The following is a 24,607-nucleotide window of genomic DNA, read 5'->3' as shown; positions in this document are numbered from 1 at the left end:
CCTCAGGCAACAACCATGGCTTGGCAAGAATGATGCCAAGAAACCTGCCAGATTGCAGAGGAGAGCGGCCCCCGCCAATGCGGGAAAATCCTTTATGCTGAACCGGCCCGGAACCACCGGCAAGTATTACTAAGTTCAAAACATCTAACGACTTAAACCGATATTACTGGGTCGAGTTCCGCGACGCAATATCGAAAACCTGAGTGTGTTACGCAAGCCAGAACCCTTGAGGTCGCTTGCGGTTTGGGCATTTTTCATCGATTCGAGTACCGCTTTTTATCAATTCGAGCGCCGGGGCAGTGGTACGTTTTGGCCGCCGATGCCGATTTTTGCGGCCAGCGCGCAGGCACGCGCTCCTTATATAAACGCTGCTGGTGCGGTTGCGTCTCATAAATGCCTCGCCGACCGGACAATTTCCACCATGGCCTCGGCCACCAGCGGCGATGGCCCCAAAGGGTGCGCGATGATCCATTCTTGATCGCGCGGCCCCCCCATGCTCGATGCTCGCTCCAGTTCTGCTCCAGCGCGACCAACGGTCGCGGCTTTATACGTCTGAACATTGTTTCCGGCTTCCTGCACCCGGGCCACTTCTTCCGCAATTTGCTCCAACACCTCGCCGGTGAACAATAAATGCGGCTGCACGACAATCCGCCGATAGCCGCTGTGCGCCGCCAAACTCAACCCTTCTTCCAGCGTCGGTTGGGCCACGGCGACAAAACAAGTTTCCACTCGGTCCACATCGCTGTACGGATTGCGTAATGCGGCAAATTTCCGCATGGCGGCAATGGCATCGGCGTGCGAACTGCCGCGGCCTACCAACAGCAGCAGGGTTTCCGCTGCATCCACGTGCGGTTTATCGCGCACTGCTTCTGCGAACCGCTGCGCCGAAAGCTCCAGAATTTTCGGGTGGCATTCCAACGCGCCGAGGTAATTCACTGCCACGTTCTCAGCCGCAGCGCGACCACCGGTCGCGGCTTTATCATCATGGCCACGCACCGCTTCCGCCACTGCCGCAGGTATATCGCGCTTAGCGTGGCCGGCCGCAAACAGCAATATTGGTGCGACCGTTAACCGTTCCACGCCTTGCTGCAATAATCGCTCCACTGCCGCAGGAATGGCTGGCTCGGCGAGCTCTAAAAAGGATGGTTCCACCACAAATTCGTCGGCCAACTCCGCCACCTGCCGAGCTACCGTCCAAAACTCATTGAGCCCCCGCGCATTTCGTGTTCCATGCCCCACCAAAAGGAGGCCATTTTTCACAGATTGCCTGGTCTGCGGGAATCCCATGAATCCGATAATCCTGGTATATTAAAGGTTTGCGTGGGCTGCCCGAAATCTCGAACTGAGAATTCTCGAACTGAGATTCGCGCGGCTGCTGGCCCAATCGTCGTAATTTCTGTTGCGTCATTCATCATTGTACATGCGCCTATGGCTGTCGCCACTGCTCAAAAATTCGCCTACTTCACGATGACGGTTGGCGGCCGTGCCGGCGAACACTTTCTGCTCGACCGCTCCACCGTTACCCGGTTGGGCCGTGGTGAAGATTGCCAAATTATTTTGGGCGATCCGCTCTGCTCCCGCGTGCATTCCGAAGTGCTGCTCGATGGCGATGGTCGTTGGATCGTCCGCGATTGCGGCAGCCGCAATGGCACCTTTGTGAATGGCCAAAAAACGGACGAAGCTGTGTTGGACGAAGGACACAACGTTCGCGTGGGTTCTAACGAATTCGAATTTCATCTGGCCGATCAGCCGCCCACGGTATTTGTCGCCGCCCCGCTGGAAACGTACACCAACACTATTGTCCGCGAAGCGCCGGTGCATGAAGCCCGCGACGCTGCTCAATCGCTCAGCGATACCGGCGTGCTGGGCCTGGCCGCCGTCCGCGATTTCGAGCAAGCCAAGCAATTGCTGGTGCTGTATCAACTCAGCATCAAGCTCTTGGGTTGCCCGCAGCCGGACGAAGTGGTGCGCATCGCGCTGGAACTGCTGCAGGCTCAAACCAAAGCTTCCGTGGTGGGCTTCTTGTGGGTCGACGACGAAGGCCGGCTCAAGCCCAAGCTGGTGATTCCCGAAGGCTCGCGTGAGCCCAGCGATCTTTCCGATTCGCTCACCGAATTGGTCTGCCGCCAGCGTCACGCGGTGTGGATCGCCAAGCAGCGCGGCAATCCGCAGTCCGACAGCCTGGGCCATTACGCTGACGCCCTGTGCGTGCCGCTGGTCACAGAGAAACACACTTTCGGCGCCATTCACGCCTATTTGGCCCAGGGCCGCTTCCGCCAGGGCGATTTCGATTTTGCCATGTCGCTGGCGCACATTGTGGAAATTGCGCTAATCCGCGCTCGCAAGCAAACCGCGCTGGAAACCGATTATCAGCGGCTCGTCGAAAAATCTTCCGTCTTCGGCGAGCTCGTCGGCGATTCCACCGGCATGCGGGAACTAAAATCCAAAATCGGCCGGCTGGCCAAGGCTGGCGGCAGCGTGCTGGTGCGCGGCGAAAGCGGGTCGGGCAAAGAGCTGGTGGCCCGCGCCATTCACAAAGCCAGTCCGCGGGCCGATCGCCCCATGCTGTGCGTGAACTGCGCCGCCATTCCGCACGAGCTCATGGAAAGCCAACTGTTCGGCCACAAAGCCGGCGCGTTCACCAGCGCCGACCGCGACCACATCGGCTTTTTCCAACAGGCCGACAGCGGCACGCTGTTCCTGGACGAAGTGGGCGAAATGACCCTGGAAGGGCAAGCCAAGCTGCTGCGAATTTTAGAAGGGCATCCGTTTTTGCCCGTGGGCAGCTCGCACGAAGTAACCGCCGATGTGCGGATCATCGCCGCCACTAATCAAGATTTGCAAACTTACGTTCGCCAGAAGAAATTTCGCGAAGATTTGTACTACCGCCTGAGCGTGTTCGAGCTGGTGGTGCCGCCGCTGCGCGATCGGGGGAGCGACATTAACCTGTTGGCAAATTATTTTCTCGATCACTTTCGCCGCCAGCATGGCCGGCCGAATTTGGAAATTTCCCCCGAGGCCCGCCAAAAACTCCTGGGATACAACTGGCCCGGCAATGTCCGCCAGTTACGCAACGTGCTGGATAGCGCCGTCGTCATGGCGGGCGATAATCGCATTGAAGCCGGCGACCTGGGCCTGCACGATTTAAGCGGCGCGCCCGAAATGGAAACACTGGCCTTGGACCATTGGGAACGCCGGCTCATCGGCGAAGCCCTGAAACGCACCAATGGCAATGTGCCCGAAGCCGCCAAGCTGCTGGGCATTGGCCGGGCCACGCTGTACCGCAAAATCGAAGAGTACGGCATCAACCGCTGAAGTTTTTGTCGAATTTTCCCATTCGCCATTTCCCCTTCCTGGTGTTCCGCCATGCGCCAATTTATTACTTCCTCAGCGTGCGCTTTCGCCCTGGTCATTTTCATTTCCGGTGCTTGCGCTGCTGAGCCACAACTTATGGTGATCGACGAATCGGGCCAATCGCATCCGTTTACCGCCAAGCAAATTTCGCAATTGCCGCATCACACGCTGAAGGCCAAAGCACACGATGTCGAATCGCAGTTCGAGGGCGTGTGGCTGGTCGATTTGCTCCAGGCGGCCGGCATAACCTTTGGCGAATCGCTGCGTGGCAATCGGGCTGCCTGCGTGGCCCTGGTCGATGCCGCCGACGGCTACCGCATTCCCATTGCGCTGTTGGAAATCGACCCGGCCACGACTGACAAAGCCGTGCTGCTGGCTGTACTGGTGCCGCAAATCCGCCTCATAAATAGCGTTTGAAGACGGGTGCCATGCCCACAGTTCTGTGTGGGCATAAAGTCACACAGAATCCAGGCATGGCCACCCCAGGCAGTAGCCATATCACACGTCGGGAAATTACGGTTATTGGGTTTGAGGCAGCGCGATTCCCACTCCCCATTCCGCATTCCCCACTCCTCCTCCTGCCAGCAATCTATCCCCACTCCCCATTTCCCGCCGCCGGCCCTACAATACATAGGCCGCCAGCGCTGGACGGCGTCTGCAAAATCATCGGCTGGAAGGAGACAGCAATTCATGGCCAGAAAGGTGATTATCGACACCGATCCGGGCATCGACGACGCCGTGGCTCTGACGATGGCGCTGTTCGATCCGACGCTGGAAGTGGTGGCCGTCACCGCAACCGGCGGGAATGTCTTTCCGGCCCAGGCCACGCGGAACGTGCAAATTATTGTGGAGCAGTTGGATCCGCCGCGCTGGCCGCGGATTGGCGCCGCGCCGGAAGATAATCCATTGCCCATCGATGGCCGCGTGCTGCACGGCCAAAACGGCCTGGGGAACATCGAATTCCCCTTCGCCGGCCTGGCCAACATTCACCCGGCGGAAAAAGTTTTGTGCGACGAAGTGCACGCCGCGCCGGAAGAAATTACCATTGTTTGCCTCGGCCCGCTCACCAACATTGGCCGGGCGATGCAGCGTGATCCCGATTTTACTTCGCTCGTGGGCCGGCTGGTCGTTTCCGGCGGCGCCATCAATTCGCCGGGGCGGGTCAGCCCAGTGGCCGATTTCAATATTTTTTGCGATCCACTTTCCGCGCGGCGGGTGCTGAAGTCGGCGGCCACCAAAACCATGGTGCCCTTGGATATCAGCAGCGAGCTGAACTTCACGTTCGATCTGCTCGAGCAACTGCCGCCGGAAACCACTCGGGCCGGCAAGTTCCTGCGGAAAATTTTGCCGTTTGCCTTCCGCGCCCAGCGGCAAGCGTTGGGGCAGGAGCATATTAATCTGCACGACGTGGCCGCGCTTATAGCGGTGACCAATCCGGAACTGTTTGAAACCGAGGGCTTAGCCGGCGACGTGGAAACCGAAGGGGAGTTGACCGCCGGCATGGTGGTGTTCGACCGCCGCCGGCAAAGCATTCGCGAGTGGCGTCAGAACATGGACGTGGCCCTCAAGGCCGACATGACCGCCATGCACGATTGCGTTCTGCGCAGCCTGGAGCGCGCCGGCAAAGAAAGCTGAATGGACAGTGCGCGCTGATCTGATTGGGTGCGCGAGAATAGTACCGGACACCGTTTCTCCCCCGTTTCTCAGACCAAGCAACTATTGCTACTTGACGCCCGTCGATTACGCCCGGGCGCGGGGTGTTGTCAACTAGAGCTCGATTTACTACATTGCGGCTGCGCCCAGTAATTTGTTTCCCTAGAAAATGGAGGCTTGTATGCGAAAAAGGATTTTGTTTGCCGCTGCGTTATTGGTCGCCGCTCTGTGCACAACGACGGATGTTCAAGTGAGCGGAATTGCCGGCCACGCTAGTATTTCCGCTGCTGGGCCCGACTCCTCTACACTTATTGCACATATCTTACGGCGTCGGCGGGGCGGTTCCGGCGTACAGTCAGCACCGGCGACGCCAACGCCTTCTGCTGACCAGGGAACACCCAAGCCAGCCTGACAATTCTCGAATCTCGAGCCGCCGTGTGTGAATCCTCCACGGCGGTTTTTTTCATGCGCACGGGTGCCACTGCTGGCTTGTCCAGCAGTGCAGCGTAATTTTTTGACATCCGATGGCAATTCATGGCCGCAAGCAGTTTCAGCTTGCAGTTGGAAGCTTAAGTAAATATTCGATCTCCGTTAGCCAAGTGGGTCATGCACTCCAGGCGTGAAATTAGTTTCTCTCTAATATACCAACCGGGCCCACAGATTTTTTGGGAAAATTGGGCCACTCATTTGGTATAGTGCTTGGCCCGAGGACGGCGGATTGCCGCTGGGATGGCCCGCACCGGAAAAACTCAGGCCTTGGGCAGTTTAATTCTTCGGTGGCGGTGATTGAAAGAAGTGAGCCGCGGTGGGTCGTGATGCACTTTGCTTCCGCAGGGTGGCTGGGGTCGACCGAAGGGAGCCCCCAGCGGGCAGCATTCCGGGGGCTCGGCGGCACTCGACCCCGGCCACCGAATGCAGCTCACTTCAAAATGCATCACTACCGCCGCGGTGTGAGAAAACCAGGCGTGCTGCGCTAGAGGCCGGCCGCCACGTTGCACTCGTTACCCTGAGTGATTCGCAAAATTCAAACTTGAAAACACCAACGGAAATCAATCAACAACTCGCACCTATGGACGCAAATGCTTTGAATTCTGACGTGCCTGCCAACCGCGCCGCTCGGCAAACGCCGTGGGCTGCGATGGCTGGCCTGTGCAAAATTCAAGAGTTTTGTCCGAAAGCTCTTTTGCGAGGTCAGATTTTACGGGACCAATCCGACAACACGGCACAGCATTGCAGCAGGCCGAGGCACGCGGAGAAGGCCGCCATCGCACAGGCTAGCGGGCCATCACTCGGGGTAATCGGCCCGGTCGCCGACTTTGACCGACAGGTGGATGGGTTGCCCGGCGCGGAACACGGTGATGGGCACGTCTTTGCCGACTTCGATCAGGCTCACGAGGAACATGAGGTGGCTGTCGTCCTCGATCGGCACGCCGTTGAATTCCAGAATGATGTCATCGCGCTGGAGCTTGGCCGCTTCGGCCGGCGACTTGGACACCACGCCGGCAAGCCTGGCCCCCTCGGGGCGCGGCAAGCCAATTTTAATAAACTCGGCGGCCGAGAATTTGTCCTTGTCTTTTTCCTTGTTGTAAAACACCACGCCCAAGTAAGCGCGGGTCACCGTGCCGTGGTCGATGAGTTGCTTGGCGACAATCATCGCCATGTCGATGGGAATGGTAAAGCCCACGCCGGCGCTGCTATTGGTGCTGGAGGCAATGGCCGTGTTCATACCGATGACTTCTCCCTTCATGTTCACCAGCGGTCCGCCGCTGTTGCCGGGATTGATGGGAGCATCGGTCTGGAAGAAATCTTGAAATTTCAGAATATCTTTGGAGCCTTCGTCCAATTCCAAATCGCGCCGGCCTTTGGCGCTGATAATGCCAAACGTGACCGACTGACTCAGCCCGAACGGGCTGCCGACGGCCAGCACGAAATCGCCGACATCGATATCGTCGCTGTTGCCGACGCGGGCCGGCACCAGGTTCGAGCCTTGAATGCTGACGACGGCAATATCGGTGGGCTGATCGGCCCAAATGCGGACAGGATGAATTTCGCGGCCATCGGCCAACTTAATGGTGATGTTGTCGCTGGTGGCATCGCGAATGACGTGGCGATTGGTGAGCACGTAAAACTTCTCGCCGAATTGGAGAATGGTGCCGGAGCCGGCATCTTCTTCCTTGCGCGCGTAGCGATCTTTGCGAACCGAATCGATGTGCACCACGGACGGCTTCACAAGGTGCGAAACCTTTCGCAGCACGTTGCCGGCCTGCTGCAACCGCTCCGATTCCACCGCCAAATCATCGAACTGCTTGGCGCGTTCTTCGGGAGTCGGTTCTTTTTCGTTCCACTGCTGGGCCAAAGCCGCCGGGGCGGCCGCCAGCCAAGAGCTCAAAAACGTGCCCAGCACCAACCCGGCAAGCCAATTTTTGCGGACCCGGCCGGCTTCGATCAATCGCGCTGCAACCATACAAAAACTCCGAAGCAAAAACCCCTCAAACAACTAAGTATGCCAAATCTTAAGCCGCCCGTAAAATGCGCCCCGCGGGAAAATTATGCTGAGAAATTCCGCGGGCGCAACAAAATGGGAGGGCGATGCGTTGGCCGGACCGAAGATAAATGCTTCGGTGGGCTGTCGCGCCGCCCTCCCTGGAAACTCGAATTGGCTGAATCTGCCGCTGGGAAGGAAACCCGCCGGTTACGAAACATCCAACTCGATGTCATCGAGCGTGGCTTCCGATTCGCCGCCGGAATCGCTGATTCGGCCCCAATCTTGGTCGTGGCCGCCGGCCGAACCGTACTTCTCGACCTCGCGGGCACATTGAATGCAATAGGTGGCGTACGGCAAGGCATTGAGCCGGGCAATTGGGATTTTACAACTACAGCCTTCGCACACGCCATAGTTCCCAGTGCGCATCCGTTCCAACGCGTTTTCGACATTCGCCAGTTCGCGGCTTTCGACCTCCGCCAACTGGGAGCTAATTTCATCTTGCGCCGAGTCCAAGGCGGCATCGACCAAGTCGCCGGCCGTTTGAGCCCGCAACTCCTTGAGCAAACTCAAGTCGCCCGCCAGCGCTTTGCGGAGGGCGTCGCGCCGCTTGATCAAAATTTGACGCATGTTGACCAGTGCATCTTTACGTGCCATGTGGGTTACCCTTTACCCGACGGCCGGCGGAAGCAGAAAGTTATTGGAGACCGCCCGGGCCCAAGAACTGGGTCGCGCCGCCCTAGACCACGGCGGCTGAAATTCACCCCGAACATTGAACCTGCGTGCCTCAACCCCCTTCAAACAACGTGCTCAACCGTCAAAATTTTCTGTGACCTCGTTCACTATTGTTCCACGACTCCACATATACAGGCTGCGGTCGCCTGTGGTTAGCAAACCAAATATAGTACGTGAATCCGACGAATTGGGTCGTCAGACTCTGGTAAATTTCTAAAAACTTGATTTTTAACGTTTTACAAACCATAGGGCACCATTTTTCGGCAAAACATCATAGGCGTCCGGCGAAATCGGCCAAGTATTTTGATCTCGCAATAACTGACAATGCCCAATGATGCGAGCCACCGCGACTTGGACACTTAAGTGACAAAATTCACAAACCCACCACCAGAAAACATCGCTGAAAAAACAAATTGCCGCTGCGAACTTGTCCGTGGCGGCGGACGATTTCTGTGCGCCAAGAACAAGGCTGATTCAATTTTTCCGACCGTAACGATTACGACGACCGGTCGCCGGTCGCTATGGGATAATCGGCAAATTCGGCCAGCAGGTGCAGCCATTTCTGCCGAAAAGACGGCAACGGCACAGAATTGTGCGGCTGCTAGCGAACCAGAAATGAGCACTGCCACTGCGGCCGGTTTGACGATGCCGGCGTACATTCCGAGCTTCGGATTTTGACCCGGGCGACAGCATAAGCTACATCTCCAATGAAATTCGCAGTTTACGGCCTAGGCGTTGTCGCTCAGGCCGCGCTTGCGGATTGCATCACTTCGCTTAGGCTCTGCATCTATGCCGGCCACCGCCGCTGCACCGCGTCGATCGTTGTTGGGAAATCCCCCGACAGCGCTCACCTTGCGCGTGTGCGGCAGCCAGCGCGATGGGCAACTCGTTCGGCTACTTTCTCCAAAGGTTACCATTGGTTCCTCGCGACAATGCACACTGCGCGTGAAAGCGCCCGGAATTGCACCCTTGCATTGCGTGATTCTACGCGGCGCCAAGCAAACCGTTATTCGCCGATGGACTTTGGATACCCGGCTAAATGAATGCATGTTCGATGAGGCGCCGCTGCGTCTGCATGACCGATTGGCGGTGGGGCCGATCGAATTTGAAGTTGTCGATGAGAATTTCGACGCGCTTTCAACGACTGAACCGTCGGGCGAATCCGAGCAACTGGAGCGCATGTTGGCGGAACTGCAAACTGATTTGGCGGCCCTCAAGGAACAGCGGCGACAGTGGCAGGACAACAGCGATCGGGACCAGCTTCTCGCCAAGCAGGCCGAGCAGGAATGGCGCGTGGCTGCTTTAGAACAGCAGGATTCGTTGGACCAAGACCGTGCGCAGATGCAGGAGGAGCTCCATCGGCTCATCCAGCGCGAAGCGGAACTCGAAGCACTGCGAACGCAGCTCGAAAACGAACGACAAGCGTTGCACGAACAATGCCAAGGGCAAAAAGCGGTCTTGCTGCAACAGGAAGCTGCGTTTCGAGAACATCAAAACGAGTTTGAAAATCGCTGTGCGGCGCTCGAAACCGAACGGCACAGTTGGCACGAACAGAATTCCCAGCAGACAGCGCTGTTCCAAAATCAGCTTGCCGCACTTCAACAGCGCGAGGCGGAACTGGAGTTGCAACAGACGGAACTGAATGCACAGCGGCACTATTGGGAAGAGCAACGCCTGCAGAACGACACGTCATGGCAGCAGCAAAATCAGGGTCTCCACCAGCGCGAACTTGAGCTCCAAGCCGAGCGCCTTGCCTTCGAAGCAGAACAGGACGATCGGCGAGACCACAATTCACAGCTCGATACGGCCTTGCAATACCGCCAGGACGCTATCCAGCAGCGCGAAGCCGAGATGGAAGCCCAACGTGCAATGCTGGAAACCGCGCGACGCCAATGGGAAGGGCAAAGCCTGCATAATGATGCGTCGTGGCAGCAGCAAAAAGAGGGTCTCCACCAGCGCGAACTTGAGCTCCAAGCCGAGCGCCTTGCCTTCGAAGCAGAACGGGACCATCGGCGAGACCACAATTCGCAGCTAGATGCGGACTTGCAACACCGTCAGGACGCTATCCAGCAGCGCGAAGCTGAACTGGAAACCCAGCGGCGCCAATGGGAAGAGCAAAGCCTGCATAATGATGCGTCGTGGCAGCAGCAAAATGAGGCTCTCCACCAGCGCGAACTTGGGTTCGAAGCCGAGCGCGTTGCCTTCGAAGCAGAACGGAACCATTGGCGCGACCACAATTCACAGCTCGATACGGCATTTCAACACCGCCAGGACGCTATCCAGCAGCGCGAAGCCGAACTGGAAGCCCAGCGCGCAATGCTGGAAACCCAGCGACATAATTGGGAAGAAAAATCACGCCAGCAGGAAGCTGCTTTGCAACAGCAGGAGGCTGCCCTGCAACAACACTGTGCCGAACTCCAAGACCAACAGGCGGCGTTCGAAGCGGAACAGCATCAATGGCTAAATCAACGGGCCCAAGAAGAAACAGCTTTCCAGCAGCAACAAATCTCGCTCCAACAGGCGGGAGACGATTTTAAGTCCCATCGCGCCGTGCTCGAGGTTGAGAAACAACACTGGAACGACGATTGCCTGCAAAAGGAAGCCGCACTCCAGCAGGTGGAAGCCGATTTAGTCCAGCGCAAACAATCGATTGACCAAAACGAAGCCCAGATAGCCGAACAACTTGCTCGGCTGCAAGAATTTGAATCGCGGCTGGCCAATCAGGAAACACAGTTAGGGGAGCATGCCGCAGCCATTGAAACTCAAGCTGCAGATTTGGCGCGACGAGAGCAGGAGTTTCAGGATGCTGTCGCGGCAATTGATTTGTCGAGACCATCCGCTGTTCAAGCCGATATTGCGGCCCTTCGCGATCAACTCCAAACGGAACAAACCCGATTCGACGCCGAGCGGCAAGCCTGGCAGGTGCAGCAACAGGCTTGGGAAGCCGAACGCGTCCGCTATGAAGCAACCAAGACCGACTGGGAAGCCGAACGCGCCCGTTATGAAGCGAACAAGACCGGCTGGGAAACGGAACAATCTGCTTGGGAACAGGAACGCGCGCGCTGGGAATCCGAGCGCGGCGCGTGGGAATCAGAACGTGCCCGTTATGAGGCGGCCAAGACTGACTGGGAATCTGACCAGTCCGCCTGGGAAGCGCAACGCTACGCTTGGGAAACACAAATCGAAGGCCTGCAAGCGCAAAGGGCTAGCTGGGAAGCAGACCAAACCGGCTTAGCCAGCAAGCTGCAAGCTCAACGTGCCAAACTTGAAGTTTTGGCAGCCTCACTGGCCGAACAACAGTTGGCACTCCATCAGCGGCATCAAGAGCTGAAAACCCAATTCGCCTGCTGTGCCGAACAACAAAATGCAGTTGAGCAACGGCAACACACCGCGGAACAACGTCAGCAGGCGCTGGATGAACGGGAGCGTATGCAGCAGCAGCGCCAGCAGGCGCTGGACGAACAGCAGCACTTGTTGGACCAAAGGCGCCAAGCCCTGGATCATCGCCAGCAGACTTTAGAGCAACGTCAACAAACAGCCGACCAACGCCAGCATGCGCTCGAGGAACAGAAGCAAGAATTAGATCGCCGTCAGCATTCGCTGGACGACGAACAATTTAAGCTGCAAACGTGCCAAACAACCTTCGAAGAGCAACAGCAATCGCTCGCCTTAGCACGGAATGAACTTCAGCAGAGGCAACAGGCTTTCGCTGTAACTCGGCAAGAAATCGAACAACTGCAGATCACGCTTGCCGCGCGCCAAACCGAGCTGGAGGCAGCCAAACAAAACTTGGCCCTCGAGCAACAAAACTTGACCCTGAAGCAAGCGGCGCTGAACGAACAACGCCACGCATTGGTTCAGGACCAGCAAGCCACCGAAACCGCGCTGCTTGCAGAAAACAGCAAGTTGGCGCAGTTGCAAACGCTGGCGCGCCAGCGAGAAGAACAGGTGCGTCAACTTTCCACCGAATTAGAAAAGTTACAGCACAATTCCGCCGTCGAGCGCGCACAATGGGAGCAAGCTAAAGCCCAGCGCGAAGTGGAATTAACCCAGCACGCAGCGCAATTGGGACAAGAGCTTGCCCTATTGAAAACGGAACACAAAGAACTGCATGCCAACCATCGTCAAGCACAGCTCTCAATAAAACAGCTGGAAGATGCTGCTGCAGCAGCTAGGGAAGAACCGCCGGCAACGGCCGTAACTTCAACGTTACAAACACACCAACCGCCGGAACCATTGCAATCTCCTGCCGTGGATGTTGGCACGCCAGCGGCTTCTGGCGACGACGCCGTGTTTGCCAGGCTCCGGGCAATGTCGCTGTTAAAGGCAGAACCCGACGAAAGCGTAATCGAAAGAACTCACGCAGACCAGAGTGTAACGCCGCCGGAGATAGTTCCCACACTCAAGCCAGAGCCGGCGCCCGCGCAAGCCACAACCTCTCCGTCCGCCTCTGCGGAAGACGAGGAAAACGAGGACTCGGTCGACGATTACATGGCGAGGCTGCTCGAACGGATGCGCGGAATGACCGGCGATGCTTCCGCGTCTGCCTCACAGCGAACCTACATCCCAGAAAATGCCAAACCGGTTGCCTCAGCAGTGCCAACGGGCGAACATAAAAATCCTCCGCCAGGCTCGCCGGCGGCTCTCCCCACTGGACCGGTAAAATTTGAACCGCGTTCCGCGGCACCGGAAAAAAGCCATGATTTGGCCGCCATGCGTGAAATTGCCAATCTCACCAGTCGTGCCGCCATCGCCACGCACCACCACCGTCGTGGAACGAACCGAGTTTGGAGCACACTCGGCACCGCGTCGGCAAGTATGGTAACCGGAGTGTGCCTCATTGTCTTTTCGCCCGATTACACCTCGGCTTGGTTCTATCTAGGCCTCGTGGGCGTGGTCACTTCGATCGGCCTGCTTACTCGCACCCAACTGCTGGCGCGGAATCTATTGCAAACCAAGCGGCACAAAAATGTGCAACTGGCTGCCATCGCGCACGAGCAAAGCGCCGCAAAGTCACACTCCGCGGAACACCAAGCGGTCAGCCTCGCCTCCACGGCATCGCCAGAATCTTCGGCGCCGCACTCGACCGAGGCGTAATTTTCGCAACGCCAATCCCGCAATTAGCATTTCCCGCGGGCGGCCAGCACGTCGTCGAAATCGCGCAAATGATAGCCAATGCCCGCCACGTCCAAGACGCGGCACAGGCTGCGCGTAGCCACACCCAATCCGTCGGGCCCGCTAAAACCGCCGAATTGGCCGCCCCCTTTCAAATGCGGCTCCAAATCCAAAAACACGCCGGGAATGCCGCGCCGCTTCAATTTCTTTTCCAACGCTGGAATCGACTTGCGGAAGTCGCGGAGAATCATCGCGTAAGAACCGTCTCCCAATTCGGCCGGCACAAAATGCTTGAGCCCATCTTCATCGACATGGCGCTTGCGCTTAGCCGGCTTAGGATGGTGATAATCCTTAATATGAATCCAGCCAATGCCCGGCTTCATCGCCAAGTATTGCTGATACACTTCGGCCGCCGTGTACCCCTGCGAAACAATGTTGCCCGAGTCAAAAATCAAGACCAGCGCCGGATGATTCACTTGCCGGTAAATTTCCGCCATCAGTTGGCCGCTTTGTCCCACTAAATTGGCTTCAATTTCCAGTCCGTACGTCAGGTCGGAGCGATGGCACGCTTCGGCAATTTGCCCCAGTTGATCAACGGCCTGCGGCAAGTAATCGGCGGGATCGGCCCCACACGGCGGATAAAACGAAAAGCCGCGAATCAGCTTCGTCTCAAACGCATGCGCTAATTCGCAAGCCCGCTTCACGTCGCTCGCCAAATATTTTTTGAACGGTATGTAGGCGTTTTTGGTGCCGTCTTCATCGTCCACCAATTTCACTTTGCCCAAGGGAGAGCCAATGCACGTCACATTCAGCCCATATTCGTCTTCCAAATGGCGTAGCGCGGTAATTTCGGCCCGCGACAGCTTCATCACATTTTTAATGCCATTGCCGGCGTCGATGAACCGTATGCTGTAGTATTGCAATCCCAAGGCAGCCAAGGCAGCAAACTGCTGAACCGCCGTTTTTTGGTTGGCAGCCTCGTCCGCAAAAGCGCTAAGAATGACCTCGGGCTGCTCGTTAGGCATGGTGATTGACTTTGCTGAGGGGATGAAATAGTTTCGCTTTGTGCAGACGCCCTTCGCGGTACCAGACAAAGAACTGCCATTGTGTGGCCCAGCATAACCTCCCGCAAGGGCCGGAGCAAATTGCCCCTAATTTCGTTTTTGTAAATGCAAGTTCACGATGTCGTGTTGCCAATGAACAACAACTTACGTCAACACCGCGATAATGAAGCAACTGCCAGTTGAACCCACACGTGTCCTAAGTTGACCGGCTTCTGCTATGCCCGATCTAGTTGTCGAAAACATCACGAAGGAGTTTCCCACACGAGCAGAATCGCTATCCGTGTTGCGCGGCGTGTCATTGGAGTTATCGCGCGGCGAGAACGTGGCAATTTTAGGACCCAGCGGCTCGGGCAAAAGCACGCTGCTGTACATTGTCGGCACGCTGGATCGGCCAACTTCCGGCCGTGTCGAACTAAAAGGTGCCAATCCCTTTACTCTCGACGAGCCCCAGTTGGCCGATTTTCGCAGTCGGCAAATTGGCTTCGTGTTTCAGGATCATTACCTGTTGCCGCAATGCTCGGTCCTGGAAAACGTGCTGCTCCCCACGGTCGCCCAAGCGGGACAAAACGGCGCGCTTTTGGAGCGCGCACGAATGCTGATCGATCGGGTTGGGCTTTCCCAGCGCATCGATCACCGTCCGGCGGAACTCTCGGGCGGCGAGCGCCAACGGGTGGCACTGGCGCGGGCGCTCATTCACAAGCCTGTGTTGCTCTTGGCTGACGAACCGACGGGCAATCTTGACCGCAGCACCGCCGCCGGGGTTGGAAAGCTGCTATTGGAACTGGAGCGCGACGAGCAAATGATGCTGATTGTCGTTACGCACAGCCAGGAGTTGGCCGCCTTGTTCGATCGACGCTTGGAATTAAACGCAGGCAAACTTTCACCCACGACGTAGCCACTCACTCTCTAACCACTAGCCACTAACCACCAGCCACTTACTCCGCTGCCATGTCCCTCCTCCGCCTCGCCCTTCGCAGCCTCGCCTATCATTGGCGCAGCAATCTGGCGGTATCGCTGGGCGTAATGGCCGCCACGGCAGTGCTGACCGGCGCGTTAGTGGTCGGCGATTCGGTCACGCTCAGCTTGCGGCACTTAGCGATTGAACGTCTCGGCCAAATCGATGCCGCTCTGGTTACGCCTCATTTCTTTCGCGAAAAGCTAGCGGAGGAAGTCGGCGCTGCTCCGGGTTTCCAATCCAATTTCACCGCCTCCCTGCCTGCCATCATGCTGTTAGGCACTTTGGAAAACCCTGTGGGCGATCACCATCGCCGCGCCGGTAATGTGGCGGTTCTGGGCGTGGGCCAGCAGTTTTGGCAGCTCGGCCGTGGCGCTCCACCCAAGCCGCCGGTGAAAGACGAAATCGTCCTCAATCAACCGCTGGCCAATCAGCTAAGTGTGCAAGTCGGCGATGAAGTCGTTCTGCGCTTTTCTCAGGCCAGCAATGTGCCGGCCGACAGTACGCTGGGCCGCAAAACCGAAACGGTCCGCAGTCGGCGGTTCCTTGTTAGCGCCATCATTCCGGCCGAGGGATTGGGCCGCTTTGGCCTCCGTCCCACGCAGCAAGTGCCGCTCAATGCTTTTACGGCCATCCAGCCGCTGCAAGAAATGCTCGGCGTCGATGGGCGTGTAAACGCCATTTTCGTCTCCGGCCGTGGTGCGGACGAGAATGCCATCCCCGATGCCGCCGCCGAGCAGTCTTTGCAACAATCGCTGCAGCCGACGCTCGCCGATTACAACATCTCGGTTCGCAAAACAGCCCGTGGTTACTTCAACATTACCACTGACCGCATGTTGCTGGAGCCGGCCGTGGAATCCGCCGCCGAGCAAGCATTTGCCGCGGCGGGCGCCCAGCCGGCATTTACTTATCTGGCCAATTACATTCTGGCCGACGAGGGACGTGGAAAACTTCCGTATTCCACCGTTGCCGCCATCGATTTTTCTGATCAGCCGCCGCTGGGTCCGCTCGTGAATCGCGAAGGCTCGCCGATTGGCCCGCTGCTTGAAGACGAAATCGTGCTCAACTCCTGGGCCGCCGACGATTTCGCCGCGCAAGGCACGCCGGTGAAGCCAGGCGATGCAATTGTGCTCACCTATTTCGAACCGGAAAGCACGCATGGCAAAGTGGCCGAATCGCGCCACAGCTTTCGCTTGAAAGACATTACCCCGCTCAGCGGCGTGGCCGACGATCCCAATTTCACGCCCGAGGTGAAAGGCGTCACCGACGAAGCCTCCATCGCCGATTGGAATCCACCGTTTCCCTACGATTCGAAGCGCGTGCGCGCCACGCCCCCCAACAATCAAGACGATTTATATTGGCGCCAGCATCGAGCCACACCCAAGGCATTTATCCGCTTAGAGCAAGGCCGTGAACTGTGGGGCAGCCGCTTCGGAAATGCCACTTCCATTCGCATTCCGCCTGGTGACGATCTGACCGAGCAAGCCATCGCCCAAAAGCTACAGCAGGCCATCAAACCCGCCGATTTGGGATTTGAATTTCTGCCGGTCAAACGGCTCAGTTTAACCGCCGCTGCCGGCACCACGCCGTTTGCGATATTATTTTTAGGATTCAGCCTGTTCATCATTGCCGCTGCGCTGCTGTTGGTCATGCTGCTGTTCAAGCTGGGAGTCGATAGCCGGGCCGCGGAATTGGGCATTCTGTTGGCAGTCGGACTGCGGCAACGCTGGGCGCGGCGCATGCTGCTGGTGGAAGGAGGCTGCGTGGCTTTGATTGGGGCTTCACTGGGCGCATTGGCCGGAATTGGTTATGCGTGGCTGATGTTGGAGGGCTTGAAAACCTGGTGGCTGGGCGCGATTTCGACGCCGTTTTTACATTTGTATGTCGACGAGCACAGTGTGGTTCATGGCGGATTTTTCGGCGTGCTGATTTCGCTGGCCACGATCATTTGGGCCGTCCGCCAAACCCGGCAAGTTAGTGTGCGTACTTTGCTGGCTGGCCGGGCGGAAGAAAATCGCGCTGTTCCCAAGCGCCGGGCACGGCGCACCCCGTGGATTGCTGCCGCCCTACTGATTGCGGCCATCGCCGCCGGCTTTTCGGCCACGCAGCTAGCCGGCGAGGAGCAGGCCGGCACCTTTATGACCGCCGGAGCCCTGGTGTTGGCCGCGCTGCTAACCTGGATTTGGGACCGGCTCCGAGATGATCGCCGATCCGCGGTGCTGATTGGTCGTGGAGCGCTGGTGCGATTGGCCTGGCGCAGCGCCGCCCGGCATCCCTTGCGTAGCACGCTCACTATTGCTTTGACGGCGGCGGCCTGTTTTTTGATTGTTGCGCTCAGTGCGTTCCAGCTCGATGCGCCGACTCATGGACCCGATTTCGACAGTGGCGACGGCGGTTACGCCTTCATCGCTCAGAGCGATCAGCCAATTTATCAAAACCTGAATTCTGCCGCCGCTCGAGAAGATTTAGGATTCAGCACGCAACCCGAAAAAACATTGTCCGCGGCGGAAGCTGCCGGAACACGCATTTATTCTCTGCGCGTTCAGGCTGGCGACGACGCCAGTTGTTTGAATTTGTACCAACCGAGGCAGCCGCGCATTTTGGGCCTGCCGCTGGAATTCATTGGCCAGGGCGGATTCGCCTGGACGGCCACCGCCGCGAAAACTGTCCGAGAAAAAAACAATCCCTGGTTACTGCTGCTCCACAAGCGCGAAGCGAATGCCGCGGAAGAAAAATCGCCTGCGGAAGCCGATGCCGATGCCATCCCGGTTGTGCTCGATCAAAACACGGCCTTGTACAGCTTGCATCTTTCCGGCGGCGTCGGCGAAGTCTTCGAAATCGACAATCCGCGCGGCGGAAAAATTCGTCTGCGCGTTGCTGGCCTGTTGGCCAATAGTATTTTTCAAGGCGATTTGCTGATGAGCGAAACAAATTTTCAACGGCTGTTTCCTGATACCAGCGGCTACCGTTTTTTTCTGGCGAGCGTGCCGCCGGCTGCCGGGGATGCCGCGGTTTCCACCCCGACTGCACTAGCGAGCAGCACGCCGCTGCCCAGCGCTGCTCAAGTTGCCGATGCTTTGGAAACCGCCTTGAGCGATTACGGTTTCGTCACGCAAAGTACGGCCGCACGCCTGGCCATGTTCTTCGCCGTGCAAAACACATATCTCGCCACATTTCGCAGCCTGGGCGCGCTGGGATTGCTACTGGGCACGTTTGGCTTGGCCGCCGTGCAGTTGCGCAGCGTCTTCGAACGCCGCGGTGAATTGGCACTGCTGCAAGCCACAGGCTTCCGACGACGTCGATTGGCGCAATTGGTGTTGTGGGAAGACGCTTCGCTGCTTGTTGCCGGCCTGGGCACGGGAACGGTGGCCGCACTGGTAACGCTGTGCCCCTATTGGATGTCGGGCGGGGCTGGCATTCCGTGGCTTTCGATCGGCGCCATGTTGGCGGTGGTGCTGATTGTCGGCGTGTCGGCCGGAATGCTGGCCGTGCGAGCCGTTCTACGCGCCCCATTGCTGGCCGCGTTGCGCGGAAATTGATCGGCGGGAATTCGACAAAACATCTCTCGTTCCGCTGCCACCGAAAATGTTACACTACAGAACTTTCCATTTTCTCTCCCACAGGCAACTTCATGAAAAATCTATTCTACGTTTTGCTTTTTACCGCCATGACTGCCATTGCTTGGGGAATTTACGGTCCCTTGTTGAACGCTGGCGGAAAACAAATGGGCGGCAGCCATTGGTTGCCGTTTGTGTTTGTGGGCGTGGCATACTTCCTGATTGCGGTTTTAGCGACAACTGCTTTGTTGCTGTGGCGAGGTGAGCCCGGTAATTGGAATTCTCGCGGCATCATCTGGAGTTTTTTCGCAGGCGTGGTTACTGCCGTGGGCGCGCTAAGCTTAATTTTGGCGCTCACGAACAAGGGCAATCCGATTTATGTCATGCCGCTGGTGTTCGGCGGAGCGCCGGTCGTCAACACCTTGCTGGCGATGTGGATTTCAAAAACCTACCGAGAAACAGGGCCGCTGTTCTATGCCGGATTAATTTTGGTCATTGCCGGGGCCGTGGCGGTGTTGGTCTTTAAGCCTCACGAGATAGCCCCGCCAGTTCCCACTCCAACCGTGGCCGCCGCGCCAGAGGCTCCCACTTCCGCGCCCAATGGCGCGACCGTACAAGCTGCCGCAGCAAATGCGAGTTCTGGCTTTACCGCGCTGCTGATCATTTCAGCCTTCATCGCTTTAACCGCAATTTGCTGGGGATGTTACGGTCCGTTATTGCACAAAGGCCAAACTTTCATGCACGGCAGCCGGATGCGTCCATTCATTTGTGTGGGAATGGCGTACGTTGTCGTGGGAATCGTTGCGCCTTTGATTTTTTGGACCGCTCTGGGAGACCACGGCCAAATTTCCGCTCGCGGAGTGATTTGGAGCCTGGCGGGCGGAACCGCCGGCGCGGTTGGCTCGCTGGGCGTAATTTTGGCGTTCACCTTTGGCGGCAAACCTATTTACGTCATGCCGCTGGTGTTCGGTGGGGCACCGGTCGTCAACACTTTCTTCAGCATCATCACGGCCCAACAACTAAGCAGCATTTCACCGTTTTTCTACGCCGGGTTAATTGTCGTTGTCGCCGGCGCGGTCAGCGTGCTGATCTTTGCTCCCCGCGGCGCGCCGCATGCTGCGCCAACCGTCGAAACCAAAGCGCAACCAGCACCACCAACGCCGGCGCCCGCGAAATCATGACCAATGACCCAGCACCAATGACCGAACCGGAGTTGTTTTTCTCGTTGGTCATTGGGATTTGGTTATTGGTTTTTCCCTCACGTTCCCCGCACGCAGCCGAACCATTCGATGTGCTTTCGCGGGCAAAAGTTTAACTGCTGCTGCTGGCAATAGGGTTCCAGCCATGCGGCGGTTTGCGCGAGCGTTTCCGTGTCGATTCCCTGCGGCATCAGCAGCACGCGGGAGCGATTCACCTGTGGAAATTCTTCCAGCCACGCTTCGGCTGCCACGCAATCGTCCAGCGAATCGACCACGAATTTAATTTGATACGGATACTCCGTCACCAACCGCCGAATCACGTCCGGCGCATGCCGCGATTGCTCATGCCGTACATGCCAACGCTCATTTTGCTCGGCCGTCGGTCCAGATCCGGCCAACTTCGGACTGATCGACATCAAATCGCACTCCAGCGGCAAATACAGCGTGCCGGCGGTTTCCACCGTAATGTGCATTCCCCGATCGCGCAGCGCGCCGGCCAGCGGCACCAATTCGGCAAACAACATCGGCTCGCCCCCGGTCAACACCGCATGACTGCACGCATATTCTCTCTCTCCCTTTGGCAGAGAGCCGGAGTGAGGGCTGCCCAACAATTCATCGACCTGCCGCAGAATTTCTTCCACCGATAGATCCTCGCCCTCCGGCTCCCACGACGTATACGGTGTATCGCAAAACCAGCATCTTAAATTGCAGCCGCTGGCGCGGACAAACACGCTGGGCGTGCCGGTCAGAAAGCCCTCGCCCTGCAACGATCGAAATATCTCAGCAATTTTCACGGTGGCAATTTTCCAAGCCTGCAAAATCAGCCGCGAATGAACGCAAATAGACGCGAATTAGACCGTTGATGAAATCTGAATTTCAATTTACCGCATTTCCGTTGATTTGCGTTCATTTGCGGCCCATTCAATCTGAATACGGCAACGGATCGGTCAGCCCCGCTTCGGCAAAACCTTTGCGGCGCAGCAGGCAGGCGTCACAGCGGCCACACGGTTTGCCTTGCGAATCCGGATCGTAACAACTGTGCGTCATTCCGAAATCGATGCCCAACTCCGTGCCGCGGCGAATAATTTCCGCCTTGGTCATCGTAATCAGTGGCGTGTGAATTTTGAACCGTAGTGTTTCTTCCACGCCCGCCTTCGTCGCCAAATTCGCCAGCCGCTCGAAGGCCGAGATGTACTCCGGCCGGCAATCGGGATAGCCGCTGTAATCGATCGCATTCACGCCCAGGAAAATGTCGGCCGCTGCCACCGTTTCGGCATACGCCAGCGCGAGCGATAGCAGCACCGTGTTCCGCGCCGGCACATACGTCGCTGGAATGCCGTGTTCCATTTCAGCGGCGCTGCGTCCCTTAGGCACGGCAATTTCGGCCGTCAGTGCGCTGTGGCCGAAACGGGCCAAATCAATCCGCACCGTTTCATGCCGCTTTACGCGCAAAAATTTGGCCGCTCGTGCCGCCGCTTCCAATTCGAACCGGTGCCGTTGCCCGTAATCAACCGACAGGGCAAATAGCTCGAACCCATCGGCCCTGGCGATCGCGCCGGTCGTGGTGGAATCCAACCCGCCTGACAATAAAATCACCGCCGGCTTACCCTGCGAGGTCGGATTAACTGAACTGGTTTGTCGGGAGACCCTGGCTTCCATCCTTCCATGTTGGCACAATTGAAACTGCAAGAAAAGGAGCCAGAACGTGTCCGACAACTTCCGCCACACGCTCGATACTTTTGCCAACCAATATCCCGGGCGAGATTACAGCATCGAAATCATTTGCCCCGAGTTCACCTCGGTTTGCCCCAAAACCGGCCAGCCCGATTTCGGCACGCTGACCATCACTTACACGCCGGAAGCGAAATGCGTAGAGCTAAAAAGCCTGAAGCTGTACTTGCAACAGTTCCGTAACGAGGGAATTTTTTACGAGATGGTCACCAACCGCATTCTGGACGATCTGGTGGCTGTGCTTTCCCCACGCCGCATGAAGCTGGTTGCCGCTTTCACCCCCCGCGGCGGAATCAGCACGAACGTCACCGTGCAGTTTGAAGCCAAAAATGTCAAATGACTTAGCGGACTGGAGACTTCAATGATCCAAGGTTTGCGTACCGTGATTTATCATGTTAGCGATCTGGCCACAGCAAAGACTTGGTACAACCAGGTCTTAAATCAAGAACCGTACTTCGATCAGCCGTTTTACGTCGGTTATTCCGTCGGCGGTTTTGAGCTGGGCCTGGTTCCTGATGGAAAGCCCGGGCCAGGGGGCACCGTAGCTTATTGGGGTGTGGCAGATGCCGCAGCAGCAGTGGCCCGATTGCAATCATTGGGCGCCGCAATCAGCGAGCCACTGCAAGATGTTGGCGAAGGTATCCGAGTTGCCGCCGTGGCCGATCCCTTTGGCAACAGCTTCGGCATTATTGAAAATCCACATTTTGCGCTCGAAAAAGTACGATGATTCGCTCTTGAGGATGAACCATGTCAAGCATTGCCAGAATCTCAATCTTTGTGGCGTCCATTACTTTCACATTTGCTGCATTGTTCGCTCAATCCAAGGACGACGATGCCGCTAAAAAGAAACCGCTGCCGCCGGGCGTCACCCGCGTGAAGGTCGAATTCTCTGGCGGTCACGATACCGAAGGCGTAGATAAAGGTCGCCCGGTCGTGCTCATTGCCAATGCCTTGGGGGTGAAGCCGGAAGTGTTTCGCGAAGCCTTTAGTCATGTTCACCCCGCCCCGGCCGGAACCCAGCCCGATCCAGAGCAAGTTCGCCAGAACAAGGCCGCGCTGATGGACGCCCTAGGCAAGTACGGCATCACCAACGACCAGCTCGACAAAATCTCCAACTTCTACCGCTACCAGCGCAGCAAGGGCGAAATGTGGCCCACCAAGCCGGCCGTGGCTTACGCGCTGGTCAAAGACGGCAAAGTCATCGGCTATGAAGTGGAAAGCGGCGGCGCCGGCTACAGTTCCGCACCCACCGTGGGCTTGCCAAACTTTAAAGATGCCAAAGCCAAAGCCGAACTCTCCTTCGGCAAAGATTTAGACCACAACGGCGCGGTTTCGTCGATCACTTTGCCGGACGAAAAACAGAAGTGAGCTGACTCTGTAAAATCCATTGGTATCTGGCCCATGGCATAGGCCGTCGCGAAATGAAACTTAAATTGCCGTTCTTGGATTGAACATGATCAGAAAGAGAGAATCTCCAGTGTTTGCAGTTTGCGTCGATAACGCTGGGTATCGCGCCTCTTTGGAAATTGGCAAGCTGTATCAAGTCGTTCCCGACAACGATGCAACAAACCATGGTTTGATGCGTGTGATCGACGAAAGCGGCGAAGACTACGGATACTCCGCAAATCGTTTTTTTGCGCTTGCGGTCCCGTCGACACTTGAAAAGCTGCTATTGTCTAAGCCAAAAATCAAGCCTAACGGCCGGAAATCGAGCGCGGGCAAACGTACTCGGACAAAAAATACTGCGAAGAAGTGACGTTCTGCCGTTGAGTCGTATTTCCGCTCAGTACGTTCGCGCCGTCGGCAGCTTTTTCCAATCGTGCATCATTTGCCGGCACTCGTCGGTCAGAATTCCGCCAACAATTCGCACTTTGCTGCCCCCCATGGAAAGAATCTTAGCGGCATCGATATGCAGTTCGTTGAAGCCCACATCGGCGGCATCTTGCACGGTCGCGCCAAAGTAAACCGTCTCCACCCGCGCCCAGTGCAAGGCCGACATGCACATCGGGCACGGCTCGCACGTGGTGGCCACCATAGCTCCTTCCAGGAAAATGGCATTGGTGTGCTTGCAGGCCGTCCGAATGGCATTCACTTCGGCGTGCGCCGTGCTGTCGATGGTGGTGAGCACGGTATTGTGCGCCGTCGCCAAAACCTGGCCGTCTTTGGCAATCGCACAGCCGAAACAACTGTTGCCGGTCTTAAAACCCTCCCGGGTTTTCTCGATCGCCAACCGCATCAATTCTTCAGGAGACATAACCGAACGTGCCAATCTTTGGGCGGCAAGTTAGTGGAATGATACCGAGATAAGTCTACACGCGGCGGCAGTCCCAAACCAGATCAGGCGCAATATGGCCGCAGCCTGGCGGCCACGTCTTCGGGAATGGGAATCGATTGCAACTCGTGCCCCAGCGCCGGCAGCCGGCAGCAGACCGCGGTCATGCGCCCCTCGGCCACGGGCCGCTCTTCCTGTCGGACTTCAAACTTATAGGTCACGCTTTTGTTTCCCAGCCGAGCAATCGTGAGCGTGATGGTTAGCACATCTTCAAATTTCACCGCGCTTTGAAAATCGCATTGAGCATTGACGCGTGGCCAGCTAAACGGACCACTATCATCTTTGGCCAAAACACTCAGACCAAGAGATCGCAGAAATTCATGCTCGACCGATTCCATCAATGGAAAGAACGAGGCGAAGTGCATGATGCCCGCCGCATCGGTATCGCGAAATTCCACTCGGCGCGTGGCAGTGAAAGATGGCATAACGC

At 57.2% G+C, this 24,607-nt stretch carries 19 protein-coding genes; 11 read left to right on the top strand and 8 right to left on the bottom strand.

Annotated features, from left to right (window positions below):
• Nucleotides 1-387: 387 nt before the first annotated feature.
• Nucleotides 388-1,260 carry a sirohydrochlorin chelatase gene (locus tag VFE46_19145; GenBank protein ID HZZ30122.1) on the bottom strand — a complete coding sequence of 291 codons (873 nt, stop codon included), beginning with the start codon at nt 1,258-1,260 and terminating at the stop codon, nt 388-390.
• A 168-nt stretch (nt 1,261-1,428) separates the two neighbouring features.
• Here VFE46_19145 and VFE46_19140 point away from each other — a divergent pair, with 168 nt between their 5' ends.
• The 3 genes from VFE46_19140 (at nt 1,429) to VFE46_19130 (ending at nt 4,989) form a co-directional block, all read left to right on the top strand.
• Nucleotides 1,429-3,315, top strand: a complete 1,887-nt coding sequence (locus tag VFE46_19140) for a sigma 54-interacting transcriptional regulator (protein HZZ30121.1) — start codon at nt 1,429-1,431, stop codon at nt 3,313-3,315.
• A gap of 51 nt (nt 3,316-3,366) precedes the next feature.
• Entirely contained in the window at nt 3,367-3,771 is a 405-nt protein-coding gene (locus VFE46_19135) for a hypothetical protein (GenBank protein HZZ30120.1), read from the top strand.
• Between the two features lie 273 nt (nt 3,772-4,044).
• On the top strand, nt 4,045-4,989 hold the full coding sequence (locus VFE46_19130; GenBank protein ID HZZ30119.1) for a nucleoside hydrolase: 945 nt from the start codon (nt 4,045-4,047) through the stop codon (nt 4,987-4,989).
• 1,303 nt (nt 4,990-6,292) lie between these two features.
• Here VFE46_19130 and VFE46_19125 read toward each other — a convergent pair.
• Entirely contained in the window at nt 6,293-7,471 is a 1,179-nt protein-coding gene (locus VFE46_19125; protein HZZ30118.1) for a trypsin-like peptidase domain-containing protein, read from the bottom strand.
• Nucleotides 7,472-7,699: 228 nt separating this feature from the next.
• Entirely contained in the window at nt 7,700-8,146 is a 447-nt protein-coding gene (locus tag VFE46_19120) for a TraR/DksA family transcriptional regulator (protein ID HZZ30117.1), read from the bottom strand.
• Nucleotides 8,147-9,013: 867 nt separating this feature from the next.
• Between VFE46_19120 and VFE46_19115 the strand changes: the two genes are divergently transcribed.
• Nucleotides 9,014-13,321: a hypothetical protein gene (locus VFE46_19115; protein ID HZZ30116.1), complete on the top strand. Its 4,308-nt coding sequence runs from the start codon at nt 9,014-9,016 to the stop codon at nt 13,319-13,321.
• A gap of 23 nt (nt 13,322-13,344) precedes the next feature.
• Here VFE46_19115 and VFE46_19110 read toward each other — a convergent pair whose 3' ends face one another.
• Nucleotides 13,345-14,364: a sugar phosphate isomerase/epimerase family protein gene (locus VFE46_19110; protein ID HZZ30115.1), complete on the bottom strand. Its 1,020-nt coding sequence runs from the start codon at nt 14,362-14,364 to the stop codon at nt 13,345-13,347.
• Between the two features lie 256 nt (nt 14,365-14,620).
• Between VFE46_19110 and VFE46_19105 the strand changes: the two genes are divergently transcribed.
• The 3 genes from VFE46_19105 to VFE46_19095 all read left to right on the top strand — a co-directional run bounded on the left by VFE46_19105 (nt 14,621) and on the right by VFE46_19095 (nt 20,096).
• A complete protein-coding gene (locus VFE46_19105; GenBank protein ID HZZ30114.1) occupies nt 14,621-15,298 on the top strand; it encodes an ABC transporter ATP-binding protein in 678 nt (225 codons plus the stop codon).
• Between the two features lie 53 nt (nt 15,299-15,351).
• Nucleotides 15,352-18,897 carry an ABC transporter permease gene (locus VFE46_19100; protein ID HZZ30113.1) on the top strand — a complete coding sequence of 1,182 codons (3,546 nt, stop codon included), beginning with the start codon at nt 15,352-15,354 and terminating at the stop codon, nt 18,895-18,897.
• 92 nt (nt 18,898-18,989) lie between these two features.
• Nucleotides 18,990-20,096: a hypothetical protein gene (locus VFE46_19095; protein ID HZZ30112.1), complete on the top strand. Its 1,107-nt coding sequence runs from the start codon at nt 18,990-18,992 to the stop codon at nt 20,094-20,096.
• 77 nt (nt 20,097-20,173) lie between these two features.
• On the opposite strand, the gene VFE46_19090 is transcribed toward VFE46_19095, so the two are convergent.
• Nucleotides 20,174-20,908, bottom strand: a complete 735-nt coding sequence (locus tag VFE46_19090; GenBank protein ID HZZ30111.1) for a 7-carboxy-7-deazaguanine synthase QueE — start codon at nt 20,906-20,908, stop codon at nt 20,174-20,176.
• A gap of 127 nt (nt 20,909-21,035) precedes the next feature.
• Nucleotides 21,036-21,773 (bottom strand): 7-cyano-7-deazaguanine synthase QueC, encoded by a 738-nt coding sequence (queC, locus tag VFE46_19085; GenBank protein ID HZZ30110.1) that lies wholly within the window; start codon nt 21,771-21,773, stop codon nt 21,036-21,038.
• A 46-nt stretch (nt 21,774-21,819) separates the two neighbouring features.
• Between queC and queF the strand changes: the two genes are divergently transcribed.
• From queF to VFE46_19065, 4 genes are all read left to right on the top strand, one after another.
• Entirely contained in the window at nt 21,820-22,185 is a 366-nt protein-coding gene (gene queF, locus VFE46_19080; GenBank protein HZZ30109.1) for a preQ(1) synthase, read from the top strand.
• A gap of 21 nt (nt 22,186-22,206) precedes the next feature.
• On the top strand, nt 22,207-22,572 hold the full coding sequence (locus VFE46_19075; protein ID HZZ30108.1) for a VOC family protein: 366 nt from the start codon (nt 22,207-22,209) through the stop codon (nt 22,570-22,572).
• 20 nt (nt 22,573-22,592) lie between these two features.
• A complete protein-coding gene (locus VFE46_19070) occupies nt 22,593-23,213 on the top strand; it encodes a hypothetical protein (protein HZZ30107.1) in 621 nt (206 codons plus the stop codon).
• 151 nt (nt 23,214-23,364) lie between these two features.
• Nucleotides 23,365-23,601: a hypothetical protein gene (locus VFE46_19065; GenBank protein ID HZZ30106.1), complete on the top strand. Its 237-nt coding sequence runs from the start codon at nt 23,365-23,367 to the stop codon at nt 23,599-23,601.
• Between the two features lie 27 nt (nt 23,602-23,628).
• Here the strand turns inward: VFE46_19065 and VFE46_19060 are convergent, their stop codons facing one another.
• Nucleotides 23,629-24,099 carry a nucleoside deaminase gene (locus tag VFE46_19060; GenBank protein ID HZZ30105.1) on the bottom strand — a complete coding sequence of 157 codons (471 nt, stop codon included), beginning with the start codon at nt 24,097-24,099 and terminating at the stop codon, nt 23,629-23,631.
• An 83-nt stretch (nt 24,100-24,182) separates the two neighbouring features.
• Entirely contained in the window at nt 24,183-24,602 is a 420-nt protein-coding gene (locus VFE46_19055; GenBank protein ID HZZ30104.1) for a thioesterase family protein, read from the bottom strand.
• Nucleotides 24,603-24,607 lie beyond the last annotated feature (5 nt).

It is taken from the genome of Pirellulales bacterium (genome assembly GCA_035656635.1).
Classification (GTDB): domain Bacteria; phylum Planctomycetota; class Planctomycetia; order Pirellulales; family JADZDJ01; genus DATJYL01.
This window is presented reverse-complemented; position numbering and strand designations above follow the sequence as displayed.